Genomic DNA, 24,247 nt, shown 5'->3' on the forward strand with positions numbered 1-24,247 from the left:
TGCTCGATGAGGTTAGGAATTTAATAGCTCTTTTGCAGCATTATTGAATGTAAGCTTTCCTTCTTTTACGTCTACTAATACCTTATCCCCTACTTTTATCCTACCTGCAAGTATCTCTTCTGCTATATTATCCTCTAATAACCTCTGTATTGTTCTCCTTAATGGTCTAGCGCCATATACTGGGTCAAATCCCTCCTGAGCCATATAATCCTTTACTGCATCAGTTACCTCTATATGAATATCCTTCTCTTCAAGACGCTTTGCCACGTTTTTGAGCATTAAGTCTACAATTCGTCTTATGTGTTGCTGTTCTAGAGAATGGAATACTATAATCTCATCCAGTCTATTTAAAAATTCAGGTCTGAAGGTACGCTTTAACTCTTCAAGTACATTCTCCTTCATACGCTCATATTCGCCCTGTGCCCTGTCATCATCGACAGCAAATCCTAGGGTAGTCTGCTTTCTCATGGTATGGGCACCTACATTGGAGGTAAGTACTATTACAGTATTTCTAAAATCAACCGTACGTCCTTGGGAATCAGTAAGTCGTCCATCCTCCAATATCTGAAGTAAAATATTAAATACATCGGGATGGGCCTTTTCCACCTCATCAAACAATATTACTGAATAAGGTTTACGTCTTATCTGCTCAGTAAGCTGTCCCCCCTCTTCATACCCTACATAACCAGGAGGAGATCCTACCAAGCGAGATACGGAGTACTTCTCCATATATTCTGACATATCTATACGCACCATAGCATCTTCATCACCAAATAATGCTTCAGCCAAAGCCTTGCATAATTCAGTTTTTCCAACACCTGTTGGTCCTAAGAATATAAAAGAACCAATGGGTCTGTGGGGATCCTTAAGGCCTGCCCTAGCACGCCTTATAGCCCTTGATACCGCTTTAACCGCCTCTTCCTGTCCTATCACACGGCTATGGAGTATGGCTTCCATATTTAAAAGTCTCTCTGCCTCATCCTCAGTAAGCCTTACTACCGGAATACCGGTCCAACTGGACACAATATGGGCTATATCCTCTTCTCCAACTGTTTCACTATTGCCACCATTTTTCTTCTTCCATTTTTCCTTTTCCTGTTCTATTTGCTCCCTTACCTGTTGCTCTTCATCCCTCATCTGGGCAGCTTTTTCATAATTTTGGTTCATTACAGCTTCTTCTTTTTCCTTTTTTAAGTTCTCCAACCTATCTTCAAGCTCTTTTATCTTTGGAGGTGCTGTAAAAGCCTGCAATCTCACCCGAGATGCAGCCTCATCGATAAGATCGATAGCTTTATCTGGTAAATACCTATCCGTTATATACCTATCTGATAGATTAACCGCTGCCTCTATGGCCTCATCGGTAATACGTACCTTATGATGAGCCTCATATTTATCCCTAAGACCAAGAAGTATCTGCACACTTTCCTCTTTTGAAGGTTCACCCACCGTTACAGGCTGAAAACGTCTTTCAAGTGCAGGGTCCTTTTCTACATACTTTCTATATTCATCTATTGTTGTTGCACCAATAGCCTGGATCTCCCCTCTAGACAATGCAGGTTTTAGTATATTCGATGCATCTATAGCCCCTTCTGCAGCTCCCGCCCCTATGATGGTGTGCATCTCATCTATAAACAGTATAATATCATTGGCCTTTTTTATCTCTGCCATAACTGTTTTCAGTCGTTCTTCAAACTCTCCTCGATATTTTGCACCTGCCACCATGCCTGAAAGATCCAGTGTAACAAGCCTTTTATCTCTTAAAAGCTCTGGGATATTCCCTTCAACTATGCGCTGGGCCAGTCCTTCAGCTATGGCAGTCTTACCCACACCTGGCTCCCCTATTAGCACAGGATTATTTTTTGTACGCCGACTAAGTATCTGTATGACCCGTTGTATCTCCTTATCCCGACCTATTACAGGGTCTAACTTGCCTTCTCTGGCAGCATCTGTAAGATCCCTACCGAATTGATCAAGGGTTGGAGTATTACTCTTGCCCCTTCCACTTCGGTTGTTTGATTCTACGCCCTCCTCGCGAAGTATATTTATCACCTGTTCCCTCAACATCTGTAGATCTATCCCTAAATCTTTGAGTATTCTTATACCAACACCTTCACCTTCCCTTATAAGGGCTAAAAGAAGATGCTCCGTTCCTACATAATTGTGACCTAAATTACGTGCTTCATAAAAGCTAAGCTCCATAATCCTCTTGCTCCTAGGCGTATATCCAAATGATTGATCAAATTTAAAATCGCCCTTGCCAAGCAGTTCTTCTATCTCCTCACGTACATCATCTATATTTACTCCCTGCTGACTAAGCACCTGGGCAGCCACTCCCTGGTCTTCCCTAAGAAGTCCCAATAATAGATGTTCCGTTCCTACATAATTATGACCTAAAGCCCTGGCTTCTTCCTGTGCATATATGAGAGACCTTTGGGCCCGTTCTGTAAATCTTCCAAAAAACGCCATCTATATTTCCCTCCTTATAACTTCGAAAACATTTCTCGTACTATATGTGCCCTTGCCACATCCATATCCTCTACCTTAAGAGTTGACAGGGCATATTTCTGTATATTGGCCGGTTGAACCATTATCATAATCCTATTTATATCGTTTAAAGCAATGGCATCTATTTTCCCCAGAGCAATACCTAAACGTATTTGGGATATAAGTGCCATAAATTCTTTTAAATTCAGTTTTTGTGCATATCGTAATATGCCAAATGCACGCCATATGTTGTCATCGAGATCTACTCCATTTGCCTGAGCCAATGCCTGCCTAGTAGCCCTCTCCTTCTCTATTATCTGTTTGGCTACTATATTTATATTGTTTATTATCTCATGTTCTGATGGCCCTAAAGTAACTTGATTAGACATTTGGTATATATTGCCTAGCGCTTCACTACCTTCGCCATAAAGTCCACGCAAGGTAAGACCAATTTTAGATATTGTCTGAAGCATGGGCCCCATTTGACCTGCATATACCAACCCTGGCAGATGCATCATTACCGACGCCCTCATTCCTGTACCTACATTGGTAGGACAAGCAGTAAGATAGCCCAATCTTTCATCAAATGCATACGGAACATTTTCTTCTATAAGATCATCAATCTTATCCAACACATTCCAAGAATCATTGAGTGAAAATCCTGGAGTAATTGATTGCATCCTTATATGATCCTCTTCATTTATCATTATACTGATTTCTTCCCTATCATCTATCATAACAGCCGATATATCAGGTTTATCAGCCAGATCAGGACTTATAAGATGTTTTTCCACAAGAATATTTCTATCTAGGGGAGATAAATCCTTCATCACAATGGATTTAAAATGTCCGCTTAATGTGGAATTGGTATCCATTATACTTTTTTCTACGCTGTTTATTACATAACTTGCACCTTCCTGATCCAATGATGATGGAAATTTTACTCCCGATATGTTTCTGGCTAGCCTTATTCTGCTGCTTATAACCACATCACCTAAAGGTCCATCGTCTGTTATCCAGCTCATACCTGTCATCCCCTCTTATCCATTCTTTATCTGTTTTTCCAACGCCCTTATCTCGTCCCTAATGCGGGCTGCTTCCTCAAATTCTTCATGCTTTACTGCCTTATCAAGATTTCCTTTAAGTTCTTGGATCTTACGCTTTAGGCGTAGATCAATCCCCGCCCTTTTAGGCACTTTACCATTATGCTCAACTCCCGCCTGCATCCTTTTTAAAATGGGATCAAGATCGGTTTGAAACTGTTTATAGCAATCCTCACATCCTAGCCTGCTGGTCTTTTTAAACTGGGCATAATTCATACCACAGGTATTACATTTTTGCATATCTTCTTTGCCTAAGGAAGCAGATGAATTGCCCATATCTAGAAAACTAGCTAATAAGTCGTTTATACTAAATGGTGTAAATACGCTTATATCCCCTCTTTTTCGAGCACATTCCTGGCATAAGTACAAATCAGTTCGCTGATTATTTATTACCTTTGTGAGATGTACAGTAGCCGGCCTTTTATTACAATCTTGGCATAACATCCAAATCCCTCCTCTTAGATTATAATAACCATATCTATACCAGTATACACACTAATAAAATAAAAATATTATTCATTATCACTACTTTGAAAGGCCAATATGGCAGTAAGCATGGATTTCAATATTCCAGCACGTATATTGTCCTTTAATGAAGAAGGCAGGGCTATAGCCTTGTCCTGAAGGGCATATTTCATCAAAACAGCTTCCCTAGGCGTAACTATCTCCTTTTCTTCCATCCTGTCTATTATATTATATGTCTCCTGTTGAGAAAGCTTAGCACCTATACGGTTGGTTATAAGATCTAATATATAATCATCATCCTCTATGTCCAAATGGATAATCCTTATATAACCACCGCCTCCCCTTCTGCTCTCAATATAGTATCCCCTGTCTAAAGAAAAACGGGTAGCTAATACATAATTGATTTGGGAAGGAGCACATTCGAAATAATCTGCAAGCTCATTGCGCTGAATCTCAAGCTCCCCATTGCTCTCTTCCAACAATACTTTTAAAAAATCCTCTATTATATCGCTTAAACGTGCCATAATACCACCTCTCTGTCCTTGACCTTCTTTGACCTTGTTTTATATTATATATCCTTTTATAATTAAAATCAAGCTACTCATCAGCCCAATTATCGATAGCCCATCTTATAATCTCCCAATCAAAGCCACGCCTTGCCATGGCCTGTCCCACCTTTTGCCTACGCCTTCTATCATCCAAAGAAGTATATTTTTTCATATATTTATCCGCTAATTTTTTTGCTTGTTCCTTTTCAGTATCTTCATCCATCGTATCTAGTGCTAATCTAGCTATTGTATCTGGTATACCCTTTTGCCCTAGCTCATACATGAGCATCCTTTTACCCTTAGGCTTACCTACAATGGAATTTTTAATCCAAGCAACGGCATATTGCATATCATCTACCAAGTCATATTCCTTAAGCTTTTCTATTGCATAATCTATAGATTTATCATCAAATCCTTTACCCTCTAAATACTGGGTTACTTGCTTCTCTGTATGCATATTATGGGAAAGATATCCTAAAGCCCTGTCAAAGGCCTTCTTCCGATTATTTTCGGCAACCATCTTTTTTAAGCTATCCTGGTCAACTTCCATGCCTATTTTAAGATTGTATCTTACTATCAATTCATCCTGAATTGAAAATGCAAATTCATCATCTATATAGATATTATACCATTCCTTATGCCTTTTTTGCGCCCTTATATCGGTTATGGATGACATCTAACCACCCTTTCTAATATATCCATACCCATATAATACAATATTTTAATCCTTATTGGCAAAAACTTAATACTTTTTTTATAATAAAGTCATGGTATTGAAAGGATTTATAGGTATAATATGAATATAGATGTATTGTTATTAGATCAAAGGAGGTAGAAATATATGACAAAGCGATATGGAATCTTAACATTATCCATAATACTGCTTTTTACCATATTGGCAGGGTGTGTGAATCAAAAGGTAATGCGTTCTCCTGGGGCAGATATAGAAAAGGTAGAAATCAAGGATAATGAAAAGCAAACAAATAATGAAAAGGATATTGATGGGGAAAACAAAGATAGTAATGAAAATAATGACTCGATAAAGAGGCTGACTGGATTGTTTCCATATAAAGAAAACTACCATTGGACATACGATGGTTCGGTAGAATATGGGCATAATATGACGCTAAAAACTATTGAAAAAAATAAGGACAGCGTAATTTATAAAATTGAAGGCAAAGTAGATGATATGTCAGACGGAGAATCTAAAAATGACTTTTCATTCGAAGCAGAATATATTATAAACTCAAATACGGTTATACAGAAGAAAAAAGGTAATATGCTAATGGATACCTTTGATGAGATGGAGCTTATTCGAACGCCCCTTGAAAAGGAAACTAAATGGACTCAGAAGGTAAAAGATAAAGATGGAAATATAATAGAATTAGAATCTTCCATTGATGATGTGAAATCTGAACAGGATAAAAAAATATATGTTGTCACGTATAAAGACAAGAACAGTGATTATTATGAAAGGCGGGAGATAAAAGAAGGGGTAGGCGTAATATCCTTTGAAAAATTATATGTGGATCCAAAGGATAAAAAACAAAATTTCACAATGGGATATGGGCTATATTATCCTATGACTGGATTTAGCGAAAAGGTCGAAATCAATAAATATCTCCCGCCCATTGATAAAGAGCTAGGATTCTTTGGATATGCCGAATATGGCCATAATGGTAAGCTAACAAAGGTATCTGCAGATCAAGAAAAGGCAGTATACCAATTTAACGGGGTATATGATGACGGCGTAGGTACCCCAGATAAATTTGAAATACAATATTCCATAGACTATACAAAAGGTACCATAATGGAAAAGGTATTATCGAATGAGCGCACTAAAAAAGATGAATTAAATTCTAAACTAAATGAATTAGTAATATTAAAACTTCCCTTTGAAAAGGGAAATACCTGGGAACAAGAAATAAAGATAGATGGAAAAACACATAAACTAAAGGCTACTATAGAAGAGGCTGATGGTCAAAGAATAAAGGTTAAGTATACCGTTCCTGACACAAAAGGTTATTACAAAGATACTTATATTGAGACACGTACCTTTGAAGCTGGATATGGATTAATAGGATTTTCAAATCTGATGCCCGGGGATTTAGATATTAGCAATGAAGATGCAAAGGATAATGAAAAACTGGAAGATGCCATTATAAACCATTCATTTGGCTATTCTCAATATAAAGAACAGTAAAATTAAAATGGAATAGGGTTTAAACCCTATTCCATTTTAATTTTGAAACGGTGGCGGTGGCCCAAAAAACTGATAATAATCAACTTTTATTCTTCCATTATACAATTTGCGCTTCTTACTGGCTTTTCTACCAAACAACCGTTCAAAGCCCTCATGTGCAGTTAATACATATATAGACCAAGTATCAAATTCCTTAAATACCTTACCCATATTGCGATAGAGTTCCTCTACCTCCCATCTCTCACCCAATCTTTGACCATAGGGAGGATTACATATTATACATCCATATTTTTTACTGGAGCGTAACTCCTCAACGGGTAGCTTCTGGAAAAAAACACAATCATCTACTCCAGCTAAAGTTGCATTATGTCGAGCTATTCTTAACACTCTCCCATCTATATCGGATCCAAGTATCTTTATATCTCCATCTCTTTTTATACTATCCTCTGCTTCCATTCTAGCATCTTTCCATAATCGATCCTCTAACCAAGGCCACTTCTCACAAATAAAGGATCTATTAATACCTGGAGCCATATTTTTGCCTATCATAGCTGCCTCAATGGGAATAGTACCAGAACCACAGAGGGGATCAATAAGCAATCTATTCGCATTCCAATAACTTATCTGCACAAGTGCCGCTGCCAAAGTCTCCTTAAGTGGTGCCTGACTGGCCAGCTCTCTGTATCCCCTCTTATGCAGACCTGGCCCACTAGTATCTATAGTCAAAACAGCTATATCTTTAAGCAAAGATACCTCTATAGGAAAAACCGGTCCATCCTCTTCAAACCACTCTTTTTTATATTTAGTCTTTAATCGCTCTACTATAGCCTTTTTTACAATAGCCTGACAATCTGGTACACTCATAAGCTTTGACTTTACAGCCTTACCCTGTACAGGAAAATTTGCATCTATCGGCAACATATTCTCCCAAGGAAGGGCCTTGGTACCCTCAAAAAGCTCTTCAAATGTAACAGCAGAAAATTCACCCATCTTTATGAGAAGTCTATCAGCTGATCTTAGCCATAGATTACATCTACATATGGCAAACAAGTCTGCTTTAAAAGTAACCTTTGCATTCTCTATCTTAAGATCATTATATCCTAAATTTCTAAGCTCCTTGGCCACAACCGATTCCAGACCGAAAGTAGCAGTAGCTATAAACTCAAATTTACTCATGCCCATTTAACACCTCAGTTTTAATTTTGTCCATTGTTACTTGCATTATTATCGTGCAACACCTGGTCTATTACTATAACTAATGCCAATATAAAGGCATAATTTTCTTTATCCATGATAGCTACTCCATAGGTATCGCTCCATGAAAGCCACTTTTTAGACACTTTTGCTACTTGCCTACCATCCTTAAGCACAGAAAAATCCATGCAAAAGAAATCACCCTCTATGCTGTAATTCCCCACATCACTAAATATACTGAAACTAGGTCTAAAAAAAGTAAACTCTTTTTTTACTTTAGCCATGGGATTGCCAATATAATATATATTATATTGGGGTAGAAGATGAAATAATTCCTGCTCAATATATATGAGCTCCCGCCCGGACATATCATACATACGCAGCTTATTACCAAAGCTAAACACCTGTCCCCTTACTAAAAAACAATCATTCCCATGATCATCTTTTATGGTAAAATCATCTCCCAAAGCAAATATCTTTTGCCGTACTATAAATCTCATACACTCCCCCATTTCTATTGGTAAAAAAACGATGCCTTTTGGCATCGTTTTTTATCTAAGCAGTTGCGAATATCTCTTCAAACTCTTCTCTAGTAAGTTTTTCTTTTTCAATAAGAGTTTGCGCCACTTTGTGTAGTTTATCTATATTTTCCCGTAACAGCTTCTCAGCCTTCTCATAGCCTTGCTGTACAATATTTTTTACTTCCTTATCAATAACAGCAGCAACATCTTCACTGTAATTACGCTGTGTACCAAAGTCCCTGCCTAAAAATACTTCTTCATGCTTATTACCATATGATATGGGGCCTAATGTATCACTCATACCATACTCAGTAACCATCTGCCGGGCTATTTTAGTAGCCCTCTCAATATCATTTGAAGCACCTGAACTTATATCATTTAACACTAGACCTTCCGCTACCCGACCGCCTAATAGCTGAGTAATAGTCTCTAACATCTCAGTTTTTGATATAAAATACTTATCATGTTCAGGCAAAGTCAAGGTATAACCTCCTGCCATACCACGGGGTACTATGGATATCTCATGAACTGGATCTGCAGTAGGCAAAAGTTTTGCTACCACCGCATGCCCAGCCTCATGATATGCCACTAATTTTTTATCCCTATCAGTAATTATACGGCTCTTTTTCTCAGGACCGGCAATTACCCTATTTATAGCCTCTTCAATCTCAGGCATATTTATAGTTTGCAATGACTTCCTTGCAGCCAAAAGAGCTGCCTCATTCATAATATTTTCAAGATCTGCACCTGTAAATCCAGGTGTCCTCTGGGCTAATACCTTAAGATCAACATCCGGTGATAGGGGCTTGCCTTTTGAATGTACCTTAAGGATAGCTTCTCTTCCCTTTACATCGGGAACACCTACTACTACCTGTCTATCAAATCTACCAGGCCTTAAAAGCGCAGGATCCAATATATCTGGTCTGTTAGTAGCTGCTAGTATTATTATGCCCTCATTGGTAGAAAATCCATCCATCTCAACAAGCAACTGATTTAAGGTTTGTTCTCGTTCATCATGGCCGCCACCCAAACCAGCACCACGATGTCTACCAACTGCATCTATCTCATCTATAAAAATTATACACGGAGAATTCTTTTTTGCTTGGTCAAATAAATCCCTAACCCTTGATGCACCAACACCTACAAACATCTCTACAAAATCAGAACCGCTTATTGTAAAGAACGGCACTCCCGCCTCTCCAGCTACTGCTTTTGCCAATAATGTCTTACCGGTTCCAGGAGGTCCTACTAATAAAACACCCTTAGGTATACGTGCACCCAACTCGAGATATTTACGTGGCGTTTTTAAAAAGTCTACTATCTCCTGAAGCTCTTCCTTTTCTTCATCTGCCCCTGCCACATCATCAAATGTTACCTTTCGCTTATCAGGCGTACTCATTCGGGCACGGCTCTTACCAAAGGACATTACCTTATTACCTCCACCTTGAGCTTGCTGCATAAATACAGCCCAGAATATAACAAAAAGTATTATAAGTACTGCAAATGGAAGTATGCTAATCCACCAAGGTGCTTCCTGTGGTGGCTGTATATCCCAATCAAAGCTAAAATCAGCAGTAACAATCGTCTCTGGAGTTTTACCCTTTTCCTTGTTACGAGGTTTCTCCGCCTCTATAGCCTTCACATCATTAACGAACGTATCACCTGGTGGAAGATATGATTGAAAATCATATTTATCCGGAAAACTGCTCTCAGGTATACGGGAATTCTTCCTTAATCCTATGACAGTACGGTCAATGGTACGAACCTTGGCTATATTGTCATTTCTAATCTCTTCAAGCAGTCCCTTATAGCTTAGTTTTTCCTGTTGAGTGCCTATATCAAACATTGTAACTACAATGATAATTGTAATCAAAAGGATAAGATAAAATCCTGGGCCCTTAAAAAATTTGCGCAATCTTAGCCCTCCTTCATTTTTAAATATACTACCGTAGTTTGTAATTTTATCATATTTTCATGTAAAAAGCAATAATATTTACTTTTTATAAATTGCTGGATCAAGTACGCATATATGTGGTATATTGCGATATTTCTCTCCATAATCCAGACCATATCCTACCACAAACTCATCTGGTATATCAAAACCTACATAGTCTACATTTACCGGCACTTCACGTCTAGAAGGTTTATCAAGGCAACAGCATATCTTTAGACTATTTGGTTTTCGAGATTTGAGATTTTCCACCAAATAATGAAGCGTAAGGCCAGTATCTACTATATCTTCAACTATGAGCACATCCTTGCCTTCTATCTCCTGGTCCAAATCCTTTAATATTCTAACTACACCTGACGAATGGGTAGATAATCCATAACTTGAAACCGCCATGAAATCCATACTAAGTGGTAAATCTATCTCCTTTACAAGGTCGGATAAGAATATAACCGCCCCTTTTAAAATACCTACCACTATTAGATCCTTATCACGGTAATCCTCTGTAATCTGTGCACCTAACTCACTTATTCTCTTTTTCAAAGTAGGTTCGTCTATTAGTACTTGCCCTATTTTTTCCACTTTTAATACCTCCGACTCTTTAAACATTCATATTATGATTATTAACCATTTTTGCTTCCAATGCAACAATATTTTGGGTACCTTTTTGTATTCTAGCACTATTGCTTATCTGATAGCCAACAACCCACAATATATGCTGACCACTTACCACCAAAGGCACTTTTGATCTTTGTTCCCTAGGTATCTTTCTGTCTATAAAATAATCTTTAAGTTTTTTACTGCCCTTCATCCCCAAAGGGTTGAATTTATCTCCTTTAAGCCTATTACGTATTATTAAAGGAGGTGAAATACTATCAGCATCTATATACACATGCCAAGGGCTACATAATCCTTTATTCATTTCAGGTACCCGCTGTGCCGATAGCATCATGCCAATTTCCTTTACAAATATCTCGCCAGGAATATTGAGTTCATATATAAAAGGTGGTATACAGACCTTCCCATCACTTACACCTTTTCGTAAGACAAAAAAATTATACTCCTTAATGGCCCTTAATTCTAAAGGCAAATGTATAACAGCCCCTACCTGTGAACATCTAACCAAGTCTATTATTGAATCAATATGTCTCAATTCCAAAACATAATCCCTACCCATTAGATGCATGGCAGCCAGCCTAATCATTCGCCTCTGAATTGCAGTTGGCATTTGCAAAAGAATATCCAAAGGCAAACGTATATCATTGTCCTCTACAATAGCCTGCTTAACAAGCTCCCCACGTGCATAATCCATTAAAAAGTCATCGTCATCAGCTGCAATGTGCCCCATTCGAATCAAAGTGTCTGTAAAATTAGGATTAAAATTCTCTTGTATATATGGAATAAGCTGATGTCGAATGCGGTTGCGTGTATATTTTATATCATCATTGGTATAATCATGTCTAAAACATATATCATATTCTTTACAATATTCCTCTATTTCCGCCCTGCCTATCTCTATAAGGGGCCTTATAACATGTTCATCACGAACTGCTCTAATACCAGCTAATCCGTTAAGCCCACTCCCCCTTATGATATTGTGCAATATTGTCTCTGCATTATCATCCTTATGATGGGCCAAAGCTATCCTATTTGCACCTGTATCATGGCAAACCTCTTCAAAAAAACTATAACGTACCCATCTCCCTGTCTCTTCTTCAGACATATGCCATTTCTCTGATAAAGCTGGTATATCCGCCTTTTTCAAAAAAAAAGGGATGCCCCATTCTTTAGATATCTGATGCACAAACTCAGCATCCTTATCAGCATCCTGCCCACGTATACCATGATGTATATGCGCTGCACATACCTTGATATCAAGATATTGCTCAAACCTTTTAAGTATATGTAATAAAGCCATAGAGTCTGCCCCACCTGATACACCGACAACTACATTATCTCCTGAGCATAGCATATTATATTTCTTTATAGTATCCAAAACCTTTTCTAGCACGACACCACCTCAATAACCCGAATACCATTATTTTAGCCTTTTTGACGATTTTTTTCAATAGATTTACGTAAAATAGTCTATTTTGTTGAAATTATACCGGCTTCCATACCCTGCTAACCATAACCGTCATATCATCCAATGCCTGCCCACCATTTTGTCCTAGAGCTATATCCATTATATAGTCCGCCATCTCTTGGGGGTTTTTGGTATCAAGGGTACAGATAATATTCTTTATCCATTCTTCGCTATAGCCACAATTATTTATAGCATCCATAACACCATCTGTCATCAATATTATCATATCTTCATCTTCTAGTGTCCTTTTTTGAGTACTTACTTCTATTTGATCTAGTATACCTATTGGTAAATTTGGTGCTTGTATGGTTTCAACTTCACCATTTTGTTTTATAAAGGAAGCAACGCCACCAATTTTTATAAAATCAGCATTTCCTTCTACAAGATCGATTATACACATATCTGCAGTTGCAAACATTTCATCCTGTGATCTTAGTAATAAAATGGAGTTTATGGTCTGAATCGTTAAATCTAGATCAAAACCCACTTCTAAAAAATTCTCCAAAAGTGATATTACTGCACTGCTCTCCAGGGCTGCCCGCTGGCCTGACCCCATACCATCACTAAGTGCCAATAGATATTTGCCATTATCTATATCTATAAATGAATAACTATCACCACATGCATCCTTAAAATCCTTTGTACGCCTAGCTACACCTGTAGTTATTTTAAATTGTTGGGTTTCTAGCAATTCTAATGTACATTGTCCATTCCCACCATATACACATTCCCTTGATTTATTGCTCATGGATCGCCCCATCACGCGGGATACAATCTTCTCCACCTGTCTTAAACACTCCCGCCTTCCATTGCAAGCTTGCTTCGTTATATTCACCTGCATCTTACCATCTGACTTTTCTATTACAAGTATATCATAAGCTCGTATACCATTCCTATCCAATTCAACATACAACACATCCTCCAGCTCTTTTTTAAATCGTATATCTATATCCATATCAGCTGCCAACTCCGAAATTACATGGGAAACTCCTGAAAGCTGTTGGGCTACTAGTTGTCTGCATTCTGATATCTTATTCTGCCATCTTAAATTTGAGCTATAGGCTGCATATATTTTCCCTATCTCCTCTACTAACCGCCTTTTATATATGCATATATCTGCTAAATTTTTAGGTATATCATCTATAACTATGTCCCCATTCTTTTGTTCTGCCAGTGTCAATAACTCAAACATACTACTATATGTAGAATAAAAATTTTTATTCCAACACTCCCCATAAAATTGGCATCTGCTACAGACATCTTGAGCTAACACATCAAACAAAGCAGAGACATCCTGCTTTCCTATCATCAATTTAGTATCCACGATTTTACTAAAGGCTTTGCCCATTTGATCAAATACCCTAGAAAATTTATTTAACCTAGACACTGTAATCTGCTGCATGCGCTTTATATAATAATTCTGTTCCATAGTTCTAAAAAAGTTCGCATCCAAAAATTGTTTCAAATAATCCATAAATGATTTAGGAATTATAATCATTATAAAACAGGCTATTCCTATCTCTACAAATGGGATAAGGGTATGGGTAGATTTATTTACATAGAACGTAATAAGGGCATTTGTAATTACGAATGCTCCGCTGCTTCCGAGCCTTCCCAATTCATTAAAGGTGCCTGCTATAAGGCCACATATGCCCATACAGCCTAGTAAAAGGGTATCATACCCAGCTGTCATACATAAAACCAAACCTACTATAATACCGATGGCAGAGCCAATACCCGCTCCCCCAACATATGCGAAGATCAACACAAGGAGTATGGATAATGTACCTTTTATAGATATGCCAAAGATATGCATATCCCAAAGTCCCATTATAAGCAAGGATATGAATATACTTAAGGATATTACTTCTTCTCCCGATAGTATCTGTCTTCTACTAGGACCTAATATAAAGTTTGCTACATAACTAAATACATATACCATTATAAATGCTATTGTACCCTCCATTACCGCAACTATGACATCATATGTTAGCATAATACCAAATAAAATATGATATGCATAACTTGCGCTTAGGAGACTTATAAACGCACCTGTAGCACACCTTAATCTATTCATTTTTACCTTGTTTCGAATTAATTTCCCGTACAGTAATAAAAAGCCCATTGCAAACATATATTTAATTATAACCTTGTTAAATCCTTGACTTATAATTCCAAGGGTCGTAGCAACAAACACCGATATTCCACCGAAATAGGGCATAAAAGCCGCAGCTAAAGCAATGCCAAAGGGGGAAATGGCATTTAATATCACTACTCTTCCAATAAAAAAGCTAAAAATCAGCATTAAGAAATATCTCACTGCCCCCAGTTTTTGCAGCTCCTTCTGGACATTTTTGAAATACCTTTCCTTTGAAGTCATATTATGATCATACGTTTCCCGTTCTATCAAGTCTAACACCACCTACCAGTTTACATATTATTAACCTTTACAGAGAGGTAGTGCTATTATAGCAAACGGGTAATGCATTATTTGTCAATATAGGTTAGTAGCATAGAAAAACCGTGCGACAAAAAAATGGACATATGGATTATAAATTCAGTTATTATTATTCCTTTTGCTGATTTTTAAGCAATTCATAGTATTTTATCAAAAGTTTATCAAGTTTTTGGCTAATATCTATAACATCATAACTCAAATTATCACTTTTTTCTATAGAATCGTACAAACACCTCCTTAGGTATTCTATCTCCCTTATCACCTCTTCCATTTGACTTGACATATTACTACACCTCTTTAAGTTATCCTTTCCGGTATGTTAACACTATTTTTTAAAATATGGGGTCGAAATATGTAAAAAGATATTTAAAATTTTAAAAAATAAAAACCGCAGGATTTCAAAATCCTACGGTTTTTATTTTTTTGGTGGGCACAATAGGGCTCGAACCTATGACCCCCTGCTTGTAAGGCAGGTGCTCTCCCAGCTGAGCTATGCGCCCATATTTTTTTATGGTGGCGGCGAACGGATTTGAACCGCTGACACTTCGGGTATGAACCGAATGCTCTAGCCAACTGAGCTACGCCGCCATATGGTTGCGGGGGAAGGATTTGAACCTCCGACCTCCGGGTTATGAGCCCGACGAGCTACCTGGCTGCTCTACCCCGCGACATCAACCCGACGACGAAGTCTATTGTATAACAAGTACGCAAATAAGTCAATAGCTTTTTTGAATTTTTTTAGATAATCAAAGCACCCTCCAAAATATCCCTGTCGCTTACCCTTAACCTATCTATTTTTAGCCTTTCCATCACACATATAACTATATTGATGCCAGCTAGTATTATATCTGAACGGGAAGGTTGCAAACCCTTTACATGGCGTCTTTGGCTAGGAGATAGATTATATAAATCAGATAATATGCTTTTAATATCAGCTAGAGTCATTTCATGACCATGTACCCTTGCAGAAGCATATTCTTCCAACCCCTGGTGTATTGCCGCCAATGTAGTTATAGTTCCTCCTGTTCCTATAAGAAGATCCCCCTTTTTAATGTTCACGATATTTTTCAGGGTATCACGTATAAAACTGCCCATCTTAAACCATTGATATTCATTTATAGGATGATCTAACGGGAACATCTCCATAAGTCGTACAGCACCCAAATCGGTGCTATGCACATTTAAAAGTTCACCCTTATATCCTGACATAACCTCCGTACTCCCGCCTCCTACATCAATAAGCACAATAGTACCCTCAAAAGTCTTCCAATCCAGCGTACCACCGGCAAACTCTAAGTATGCCTCTTGTTTTCCACTTAAAACCTCTATATCAAAACCCAGTTCATCTTTTACCCTATTAAGGAATACGTCCCTATTTAATGCATCCCTTACTGCACTAGTAGCTATTAGACGTATATCAGAAACATTATTTTCATCTACTATATCTAAAAATTCTTTCAATGCATAAATTGTTCTTTGCATAGGACCGTCGCTAAGTTTTTTCGTATGCGATAGACCTTGACCTATGCGGGTAGTCTTTATATCCTTATAACATGGAGATATATTATATCTGTCTACATCAGCAATTATCAATCTAACAGAATTGGTACCTATATCTATTACTGCCTTTCTCTTCATAGTTTCCTCCAAAAGTTAAAACGCATTCTAAAAAAAGAATGCGTTCCACAATATTATTCATACCATTACTTATCCCCGAGAATAGCCTCTCTTCCGTTTGGAATCCTGGCTTCGCTTTATATCAGCCAGCTTTTCCTCGCTATCTCGCATAAATTTTGCAAGATTCTCTTCAAACTGCATCTGCTGCTGTTTTGCCTTGCGGATAGACAGGCTGATTTTACCACTATTATCAATAGAAATGACCTTCACCTTTACCTTATCATTTGGATTTAAATAATCGTTTATATCCTTTACATAAGTGTCTGCCACTTCAGATATGTGAACCATACCCGTTTGTCCGTCTGGAAGCTCCAAAAATGCTCCAAAACTTGTAATGGATGATACTGTACCTTCTACTATTTGTCCAACCGTAACTGGCATAGAATAAGGGTTCCTCCTCTTTTATTTTTTATCCTCAATGAAGACTATTTCGCCTTCTTTGACCCAACCTAATTTTTCACGCGCCATCTTTTCTATATATTTTTGGGATTTACTATATGATATTTGGCGCTTCAAATCATCATTTTGACCTTCTACCTGCGCAATTTCTGCGTTAAGGGAGTCCATCTTAGCATACTGATCCTGTATTATAAACTCCTGTTTTATAAATGTAAAGGAAAAATACACTAATATGGCAAGCACAATGATTACCCTGGTGCCTGGTTTTAAAGTATACCTTCGTCTTTTCATTTGCGCCCCCTCTTATACTATTAATCAATATGTACTTTATTATATTCGACGCATGAACTGAAATTCCTCTTTTTTTATAAAATTATTTATTTTTTTCTTCTTTTGACAGCAAACGTACTGGCCAAGCTATAATTTTTATTATAACAGTAAATATTTTTCCTATTACTTTAAATATTGAAATGATAAATTTCAAAATCCATGGGCTAAGGGTTATGGTATATAATAGCCAGCCTAGAGCCATTCCAATAAAATTAAAAAATCTAATTTGCCCATAATTTGTATAATAAAACACCATGAAAGCTAATACTGCTACAATTAGCCAGAATATCAAATCCATTATACCGGTTACTATGCGGTTGGGTTTAGCTCTATAGCGTATGGCTCTAAAAAAATCATATATTACTCCCATAATTATACCAACATAGACAGCGGATAAAAATATGTAAGCCTGATTTACAGTAGACATGAGCATATTAATACACCTCTAACGGAAGATCCTACCAAATAGTCCAGATCCCTTACCTCCCATAGCATTTTGTTCACTATATTCCAGTGCTATTATTTCGCCTTCAACCACTAACTGCCCTTCTTCTAAATTGAGCTTGCTAATATGCAGATCTGCCCCATGAAGAGTAATAAATCCCAGATCAGTAACCATAATCACACTGGCCTCATCAAAACTATCTACGTCTATAACCCCTGTTATGGTCACCTTTTCCCTGTTTTCTATAGATACACTGTGACTGCGGCCACGTATTATCTTTTTACCATCATCCAAATCCTTAACCATCTATTTATTCCCCCTTTTCGACACACTGCCTTATTTGATAGTATGATATACATTATAAAAATATGCATTAAAAGCCCCGTTTTTTATAAAAAACGGGGCTTTTAATGTACTACCATATGCGTGCAATAGAAATACCCTTAAAATAATAATTTATTATATCAGCTGCCTTTTTCCCCTCCTTTGCCATATAATATGCACCCCATTGGGACATACCTACCCCATGACCATAACCTCTACCTTTTATTATTATATTATTACCTTGTAATTGTATACTGTCTATCATAGTAGATTTCATAACTGTACTATCAATGGCTATCCTAAATTCAGCTGCAGCAACCTCCTCATTATCAAATAATAGGGTAATAGCACGACCTGACTTGCCCTTCTTGCCTATAACTACCTTAGAAAAGTCACCTACCGTCCCTCCTGCTTTTTTTATGGCCGATACAACATTTGACTTTGGAAATGTGGCAGTCCAGCTTCGTTCATCAGCAGGTACTGCAGAACCTGTGTCAGGCGATTTAACATTTGTTATATAGGGGGGATTTTTATATTTATAGTCTAGACCTTCCTTGGCATCAGCCGTCATTCCTGCAGCGCTGGAATGAAACCATGTCTTTGCAAAATCACCATTATATACTATTACCTGCCCCCTAGTATCTTGTACTGCTTTAAGAATCTTATCATCTACCCCTTCCTGATTCCAGGCCTGTGCCTCCTCTATATCGGTAGATACATGGGCATCCTTGCTATACTTTGAATGTCCCTTAGTTTTTATAAAATCCAAAACAAAGGTTCTGGCAATTATAGCCTGAGCCTTTATAGTTTCTTCTGGCCAGTCATTCTTTATTTCTCCTGCCACCACTCCCGCTATATATTGTTCAAATGGCATTTCCCTTATCTGCCCTTCTTCCTTTATATACACCTTTAGCTTAGGTTCTTCTCCATTTTTCCCCTTAATACCTGGAGGGAGTTTTGGAATTTTAACATTCTGTTTAGAAGGCTCAGTTCTTTTTTGCGGGGCTGGTTTTTTATTATAAGCACATGATGATATAATAAGCAGCGCTATAACTAAACATATGACAACTCTTTTTCTTCGTCTTTTCATCTATATTCCTCCCAATAAGTATTTTAACCTGCAAGCATATTTTGCACATAAAAAAATTCTTCATTCAGAGGAGTTAACCTCCCAAATGAAGAATCACAAAAGAATGTTAAAGTCCCCGATACATTTCGCCCGCTTCACCTTTTAAAGCATGTTCAGTTACTCTTAATATTTCATATTTCCTTTTTTGATCACCAAATTGTATCTCTATTATATCTCCCTCTTGAACGGCAGTTGACGGCTTTGCCACTTTCCCATTTACATATACTCTCCCTTGCTCACAGGCCTCATTGGCTACCGTCCTCCTCTTTATTATCCTAGACACCTTTAGGAATTTATCCAGTCTCATGCCATATCCCCCTTGTCCAAAAATATAAAGACCGGGGAATCCCCGGTCTTTAGAAATAGGTTATTTTACTGCATCTTTTAAAGCTTTACCAGCCTTGAACACCGGAGCTTTTGAGGCAGGAATCAATATTTCTTCCTTAGTTTGGGGATTTCTGCCCTTTCTTGCAGCTCTCTCGCGTACCTCAAAGGTACCAAACCCAACTAATTGTACTTTATCTTCGCTAGATAATGCTTCTGTAACTACTTCAACAAAGGCATTAACTGCCTTTTCAGCATCTTTCTTTGTTAACTCACTCTTTTCTGCAACAGCAGTAATTAATTCCGCTTTGTTCACGAGGTTAGCCTCCTTTAAAATAATTTAATAATTTTTAGATAATTTTTGACTATCTTAATACAGATACTCCAAAAACAACTTTACTCTAATAGCATATTCGCTATTTTTCGCTAAATTCCTCCTTTCAAACAAGTATTTTTTTAACTTTTTACATGTTTTTTTTATTAAGAAGGAATCCTAATTATATGATTACCATATTTTTCTTAGATTATACACAAAATCAGCTAAAATAGGGACTTTGCTTCATTCCATAACTCATCCATTTCATCGAGGGTCATTTCATCAAGTGATCTTTTGGCATGCATCTCCATATATTCAAAACGATTTATAAATTTCTCAACGGTAGAGGATAGGGCAATCTCAGGCTGTACCTTAAGAAACCGAGCAACATTAACCACAGCAAATAATATATCCCCTAGCTCAGCTTCTATATCATTCTGTTGACCCTGTTTATAAGCTTCTTTAAGTTCATCCAATTCCTCATCTATTTTCGCAAATGCATCTTTTATATCATCCCAATCAAAACCCACCAAAGCAGCCTTTTTCTGTACCTTATAGCTACGCATGAGGGCAGGCAGATTATTAGGAATATCCCTAAGTACTTGCGTATGTGTAGTAAATTCCTTTTCCCGTTTTTTTATGGCCTCCCAATTTGTCACTACTTCATCAGCATCTTTTACATATACATCTCCAAATATATGTGGGTGACGCCCAATCATCTTTTTGCATACCCCTGTAGTAACATCAATGATGTCAAATCTTCCCTGTTCCTTGGCTATCTGTGTATGAAACATCACTTGTAGAAGGACATCACCCAACTCCTCCACTAGTTTGTCATCATCTGCCTTATCAATGGCCTCTAAAACCTCGTAGGTCTCTTCTATAAAGCATTGTTTAAGGCTTTCATGGGTCTGTTCCCTATCCCATGGACAACCTCCTGGAGATCTGAGCTTGTCCACTATTTCTACCAGGTGCCATAGGTCAAATCTCTCTATTGCTTCTTGACCCACCTTGGGAATATAGATGCAAGAGGTATGATCATATTCCTTGAAAAGATCCAACTCGTGTAGTTTTCTCTCCAATATTTTAAGCTTCCCTTCCCCATCCTGATAGGTAATATATACCATCAAATGTGGCGGATAAAATTTTAATAGTGAAAGCTTTATATCACCAGCCAAAAGGTTATTCCAAATATTGAATATAATACTAGGCCGTCTTACGTTTATACAATGTTCATCAAAATCATCGGCCGATAAAACATTATAACCATCGAGGCTAGGCTGTGATATAGCAGCTACTAACTGAGCTGCATTTGTTATACCTGGAACTATATCTACATCTACTTCCCTGTCATTTAACAGTTCAAACACCAGTCGCTCTCCTATAAGGGGATGTCCCGGAACTGCTAACACCACCTCCTCATTTTTAACGGCCAGATCTTTTATATACTCTACCATTGCAGCATATACTTCATCGAAATTATCATATCTATCATATATATCGTCTAAAGTATAAAAATCTATACCCTTTTTTCGTAAAAATGGTACGGCACTATGATTTTTAGTACGCAGAACTACGCATTTAGCCTGACTCAACTTATCAACTGCGCCTAATGTAAGATGGCTTACTTCATATCCAAGACCTATAATAGTAATATTGTACCTCATGATAACCTCTTTCCTATTTTTACTCAATATCATTTTCTCCTATGCAAAATCCAACTCCGTCCATTCAGCCTTGTTTTTAACAGTTTCCAACATAAATATTCTACCATTAATATAGGCACTGTCAACTATAAGCATTTATTAATTTCAATTTACAATTTTAAAAATAACATGATATAAATAGTATAAAACTAAAGATTTATTAACTAATAACATAAAATAATATATGGCATAATTATTATATACACAATAATTATGCCATATCCATATTAATTGTAATACCAGTTATATTTTTTAATTATTTAATATTATTTTTCTACAATGACTTTATACTTTGAGATAGCACTTTTATCCAAATTAAATGCCCTAAAATCTGGATACTCAATACCAATACCAGAAAATTTATTTTTTTCAACGGTAAACCAGTGATACGTCAAAGTATCCCAATCAATTTTAGAAGTACTAAGAGCAGGATCTACCATAGGTATCACACTACCTTCCTTTACCAGCGCAATTCCGCACAACTCTCCGGCTGGAATAGTATGCCACCGTTCTCCCTCATAGCACTTTTTACTCAAAATATCCATCCATTTTCCACTAGGCAAATAAACATCACGCCCTTTAGCGTTATCTTCAAATAATGGAGCTACTAGTATATTATCTCCAAACATATACTGATCCTCTAGTTCCAGGCAATTTTTATCACCGGGAAATTCCAAGAACATGGCTCTCATCATAGGATAGCCCTTTTCAGCAGACTTAATACTCTGTGCATAAATATAGGGCATTAATCTATACCGGAAGTTTAGCTGCTTGCGGAACAATTCTAAGAACTCTTTAGAATAACACCATGGCTCCTTTGGCGGTGCCCCATGACAACGCATATGGGATGTAAAAATCCCCATAAAACCCCATCTCTTATAGATTTCTTCAGGACTTTTTTGTACAAAACCACCTACATCATGACTCCAATAAGTAAATCCTGACATACCAAATGAAAGTCCTCCACGGAGGGATGCCAACATTCCCATATTGGTATTCTCAGCGTCTCCTCCCCAGTGAAGTGGATAACGTTGGCTGCCTGCCCATGCACTCCTAGCCCAGATAACCGGTTCCCCAGTAACCTCCTTAATAATATCTGAAGCTGCCTTGTTATAACGAAGGGGATATAGATTATGTTCCAGCATACCTGACTTTCCAGAATGAAATACACCGTTTAAAGGTGCTGCCTCTCCAAAATCCACCTTAATAGCAGACACACCTAACTCCAATAGCTGCTTAAGTTTATTCTGATACCATTTTACCGCCTCGGGATTTGAGAAATCCAAAATAGCATCATCAGTAGGGAGTCTGCCATCGGAATTGACAACTGCAAATTCATTTTCTACAACCTCTTTATAGAGTACATTATTAGGTGTAAAATATGGCAACTGCCATAGGCAAATATGGTATCCATCCCCTTTTAAATCCTGAATCATTTTTTCTGGATCGTCAAATCGGGAATGGGAAAATTGGTAATCACAACGCCAATCATGCTCAAACCAGCCAGTATCCAAATGGATTACATCACAAGGAATCTCATATTCCTTAAGTTTTGCAGCAACTTCCCTGACCTGAGATTCGGATTCATATGTTATGCGACTCATCCACAAGCCAAAGCTCCATAATGGCGGGACCTGACTTTTACCTGTAATTTCAGTGTAACTTTCCAAAATTTCTTTTGGAGTACCAGCAATCACAAACAGATCTACATCTTCTTCACCAATAAAAATTGTTTGTGCCTCCTGGTAGTTATATCCAAAATCGAAAGTTACCGGGGCACTGGTATGTGTAAAAATTCCATACCCCCGTGAACTCATATAAAACGGAATCGGCTTATACATGTCCTGACTTTGAACACCATGGGCATCCTTTGTCCAGAGCACTACTTTTTGCCCCGTCTTATCCAGCTTGGTAAAGCTCTCACCACATCCATAAAAATGCTCATTGGGGAAAACTGAGAATGAAGCAGCTGCATATTTTTTTAAATCGCTAACCGTACGCACATAGGAAAATGGTAGTGGATTACAATTTAAAAGGCATTTCCCGTCCTCTGAGTTGAGGGTTTTTGTAAGAATTTTTCCATCTTTATCCCTTATAATGATGGAAAATGGACTAAATTTTATTTCAACCTCCAACGCCTTTGTCGTAAAGCGTACTCCATTTTCTATAGCTTCCTTTTTAACACTGTTAATCTCATTGTTATTTTCCAACATCAAAGAGTCATGATCATCTAAAGGAAGGTTGGAATAGGACGTATAGATACGAACTATATTTTCTGCAGGAAACGAAATTCGAATAGGGTAGGAAGGCGTGTCGCTATATGCCGGTGGAAATGCCCAGGATTGTGAATCTTCAAATGGACATGTATACATATTAAATGCCATTCTACCCTTTCGTTCATGACGGGTAAACTTGATATTTCCCATCATAGTATCTAAATTAAAATCGGTCATCTCGCTAATATTATAATAGGTATTGCCAATTGAGTAAAAATGCTTACTTATATCAATTTGTTGTCCCAAGTAGTCATAATTTTCTATCTTCATTTAAGCCCCTCCAATTACCTTGTACTTTATATATCTTTTCA

General features: G+C 37.4%; 23 protein-coding genes and 3 tRNA genes. 1 reads left to right on the forward strand and 25 read right to left on the reverse strand.

Features of this window, described 5'->3' with window-relative positions:
* Positions 1–12 precede the first annotated feature (12 nt).
* From EJN67_RS01630 to EJN67_RS01650, 5 genes are all read right to left on the reverse strand, one after another.
* A complete protein-coding gene (locus tag EJN67_RS01630; protein ID WP_129721552.1) occupies positions 13–2,466 on the reverse strand; it encodes an ATP-dependent Clp protease ATP-binding subunit in 2,454 nt (817 codons plus the stop codon).
* Positions 2,467–2,480: 14 nt separating this feature from the next.
* Entirely contained in the window at positions 2,481–3,509 is a 1,029-nt protein-coding gene (locus tag EJN67_RS01635) for a protein arginine kinase (RefSeq protein WP_129721553.1), read from the reverse strand.
* A 15-nt stretch (positions 3,510–3,524) separates the two neighbouring features.
* A complete protein-coding gene (locus tag EJN67_RS01640) occupies positions 3,525–4,031 on the reverse strand; it encodes a UvrB/UvrC motif-containing protein (RefSeq protein WP_129721554.1) in 507 nt (168 codons plus the stop codon).
* Positions 4,032–4,099: 68 nt separating this feature from the next.
* Entirely contained in the window at positions 4,100–4,576 is a 477-nt protein-coding gene (locus EJN67_RS01645) for a CtsR family transcriptional regulator (RefSeq protein WP_129721555.1), read from the reverse strand.
* A gap of 73 nt (positions 4,577–4,649) precedes the next feature.
* Complete coding sequence (locus EJN67_RS01650; RefSeq protein ID WP_129721556.1) at positions 4,650–5,276, reverse strand: RecX family transcriptional regulator; 627 nt, start codon at positions 5,274–5,276, stop codon at positions 4,650–4,652.
* A 165-nt stretch (positions 5,277–5,441) separates the two neighbouring features.
* Between EJN67_RS01650 and EJN67_RS01655 the strand changes: the two genes are divergently transcribed.
* Positions 5,442–6,803 carry a hypothetical protein gene (locus EJN67_RS01655; protein WP_129721557.1) on the forward strand — a complete coding sequence of 454 codons (1,362 nt, stop codon included), beginning with the start codon at positions 5,442–5,444 and terminating at the stop codon, positions 6,801–6,803.
* Positions 6,804–6,839: 36 nt separating this feature from the next.
* On the opposite strand, the gene EJN67_RS01660 is transcribed toward EJN67_RS01655, so the two are convergent.
* The 20 genes from EJN67_RS01660 to EJN67_RS01755 form a co-directional block, all read right to left on the reverse strand.
* The gene (locus tag EJN67_RS01660; protein WP_129721558.1) at positions 6,840–7,979 is read right to left on the reverse strand and encodes a THUMP domain-containing class I SAM-dependent RNA methyltransferase; all 1,140 of its coding nucleotides are present in this window, start codon (positions 7,977–7,979) and stop codon (positions 6,840–6,842) included.
* Between the two features lie 20 nt (positions 7,980–7,999).
* Positions 8,000–8,497 carry an LURP-one-related/scramblase family protein gene (locus tag EJN67_RS01665; protein ID WP_129721559.1) on the reverse strand — a complete coding sequence of 166 codons (498 nt, stop codon included), beginning with the start codon at positions 8,495–8,497 and terminating at the stop codon, positions 8,000–8,002.
* A 55-nt stretch (positions 8,498–8,552) separates the two neighbouring features.
* Complete coding sequence (gene ftsH / locus EJN67_RS01670) at positions 8,553–10,433, reverse strand: ATP-dependent zinc metalloprotease FtsH (RefSeq protein ID WP_207207940.1); 1,881 nt, start codon at positions 10,431–10,433, stop codon at positions 8,553–8,555.
* A 78-nt stretch (positions 10,434–10,511) separates the two neighbouring features.
* Positions 10,512–11,048 (reverse strand): hypoxanthine phosphoribosyltransferase, encoded by a 537-nt coding sequence (gene hpt / locus EJN67_RS01675; protein WP_394347500.1) that lies wholly within the window; start codon positions 11,046–11,048, stop codon positions 10,512–10,514.
* Positions 11,049–11,067: 19 nt separating this feature from the next.
* Entirely contained in the window at positions 11,068–12,477 is a 1,410-nt protein-coding gene (tilS, locus tag EJN67_RS01680) for a tRNA lysidine(34) synthetase TilS (protein ID WP_129721561.1), read from the reverse strand.
* Positions 12,478–12,568: 91 nt separating this feature from the next.
* Entirely contained in the window at positions 12,569–14,962 is a 2,394-nt protein-coding gene (gene spoIIE / locus EJN67_RS01685; protein ID WP_129721562.1) for a stage II sporulation protein E, read from the reverse strand.
* Positions 14,963–15,119: 157 nt separating this feature from the next.
* Complete coding sequence (locus EJN67_RS01690) at positions 15,120–15,293, reverse strand: aspartyl-phosphate phosphatase Spo0E family protein (RefSeq protein WP_129721563.1); 174 nt, start codon at positions 15,291–15,293, stop codon at positions 15,120–15,122.
* A gap of 141 nt (positions 15,294–15,434) precedes the next feature.
* Positions 15,435–15,510, reverse strand: a tRNA-Val gene (locus EJN67_RS01695).
* A gap of 11 nt (positions 15,511–15,521) precedes the next feature.
* Positions 15,522–15,598: transfer RNA gene (locus EJN67_RS01700), tRNA-Met, on the reverse strand.
* A gap of 3 nt (positions 15,599–15,601) precedes the next feature.
* Positions 15,602–15,678: transfer RNA gene (locus EJN67_RS01705), tRNA-Met, on the reverse strand.
* Between the two features lie 70 nt (positions 15,679–15,748).
* On the reverse strand, positions 15,749–16,648 hold the full coding sequence (locus EJN67_RS01710) for a Ppx/GppA phosphatase family protein (protein ID WP_129721564.1): 900 nt from the start codon (positions 16,646–16,648) through the stop codon (positions 15,749–15,751).
* A gap of 69 nt (positions 16,649–16,717) precedes the next feature.
* On the reverse strand, positions 16,718–17,068 hold the full coding sequence (locus EJN67_RS01715; protein ID WP_129721565.1) for a S1 RNA-binding domain-containing protein: 351 nt from the start codon (positions 17,066–17,068) through the stop codon (positions 16,718–16,720).
* A 21-nt stretch (positions 17,069–17,089) separates the two neighbouring features.
* On the reverse strand, positions 17,090–17,377 hold the full coding sequence (locus EJN67_RS01720; RefSeq protein WP_129721566.1) for an FtsB family cell division protein: 288 nt from the start codon (positions 17,375–17,377) through the stop codon (positions 17,090–17,092).
* Positions 17,378–17,459: 82 nt separating this feature from the next.
* Positions 17,460–17,843 (reverse strand): spore cortex biosynthesis protein YabQ, encoded by a 384-nt coding sequence (gene yabQ / locus EJN67_RS01725; protein ID WP_207207941.1) that lies wholly within the window; start codon positions 17,841–17,843, stop codon positions 17,460–17,462.
* An 18-nt stretch (positions 17,844–17,861) separates the two neighbouring features.
* Complete coding sequence (gene yabP, locus EJN67_RS01730; protein WP_129721568.1) at positions 17,862–18,167, reverse strand: sporulation protein YabP; 306 nt, start codon at positions 18,165–18,167, stop codon at positions 17,862–17,864.
* A gap of 109 nt (positions 18,168–18,276) precedes the next feature.
* Positions 18,277–19,275 (reverse strand): SpoIID/LytB domain-containing protein, encoded by a 999-nt coding sequence (locus EJN67_RS01735; protein ID WP_129721569.1) that lies wholly within the window; start codon positions 19,273–19,275, stop codon positions 18,277–18,279.
* A gap of 106 nt (positions 19,276–19,381) precedes the next feature.
* Positions 19,382–19,621, reverse strand: coding sequence for an RNA-binding S4 domain-containing protein (locus EJN67_RS01740; protein WP_129721570.1), 240 nt, complete (start codon positions 19,619–19,621; stop codon positions 19,382–19,384).
* 60 nt (positions 19,622–19,681) lie between these two features.
* Positions 19,682–19,954 carry an HU family DNA-binding protein gene (locus EJN67_RS01745; RefSeq protein ID WP_129721571.1) on the reverse strand — a complete coding sequence of 91 codons (273 nt, stop codon included), beginning with the start codon at positions 19,952–19,954 and terminating at the stop codon, positions 19,682–19,684.
* Positions 19,955–20,178: 224 nt separating this feature from the next.
* Positions 20,179–21,648 carry a bifunctional methyltransferase/pyrophosphohydrolase YabN gene (locus tag EJN67_RS01750; protein ID WP_165000679.1) on the reverse strand — a complete coding sequence of 490 codons (1,470 nt, stop codon included), beginning with the start codon at positions 21,646–21,648 and terminating at the stop codon, positions 20,179–20,181.
* A gap of 278 nt (positions 21,649–21,926) precedes the next feature.
* A complete protein-coding gene (locus tag EJN67_RS01755) occupies positions 21,927–24,206 on the reverse strand; it encodes a glycoside hydrolase family 31 protein (protein ID WP_129721573.1) in 2,280 nt (759 codons plus the stop codon).
* Positions 24,207–24,247 lie beyond the last annotated feature (41 nt).

It is taken from the genome of Xylanivirga thermophila (assembly GCF_004138105.1).
Lineage (GTDB): Bacteria > Bacillota > Clostridia > Caldicoprobacterales > Xylanivirgaceae > Xylanivirga > Xylanivirga thermophila.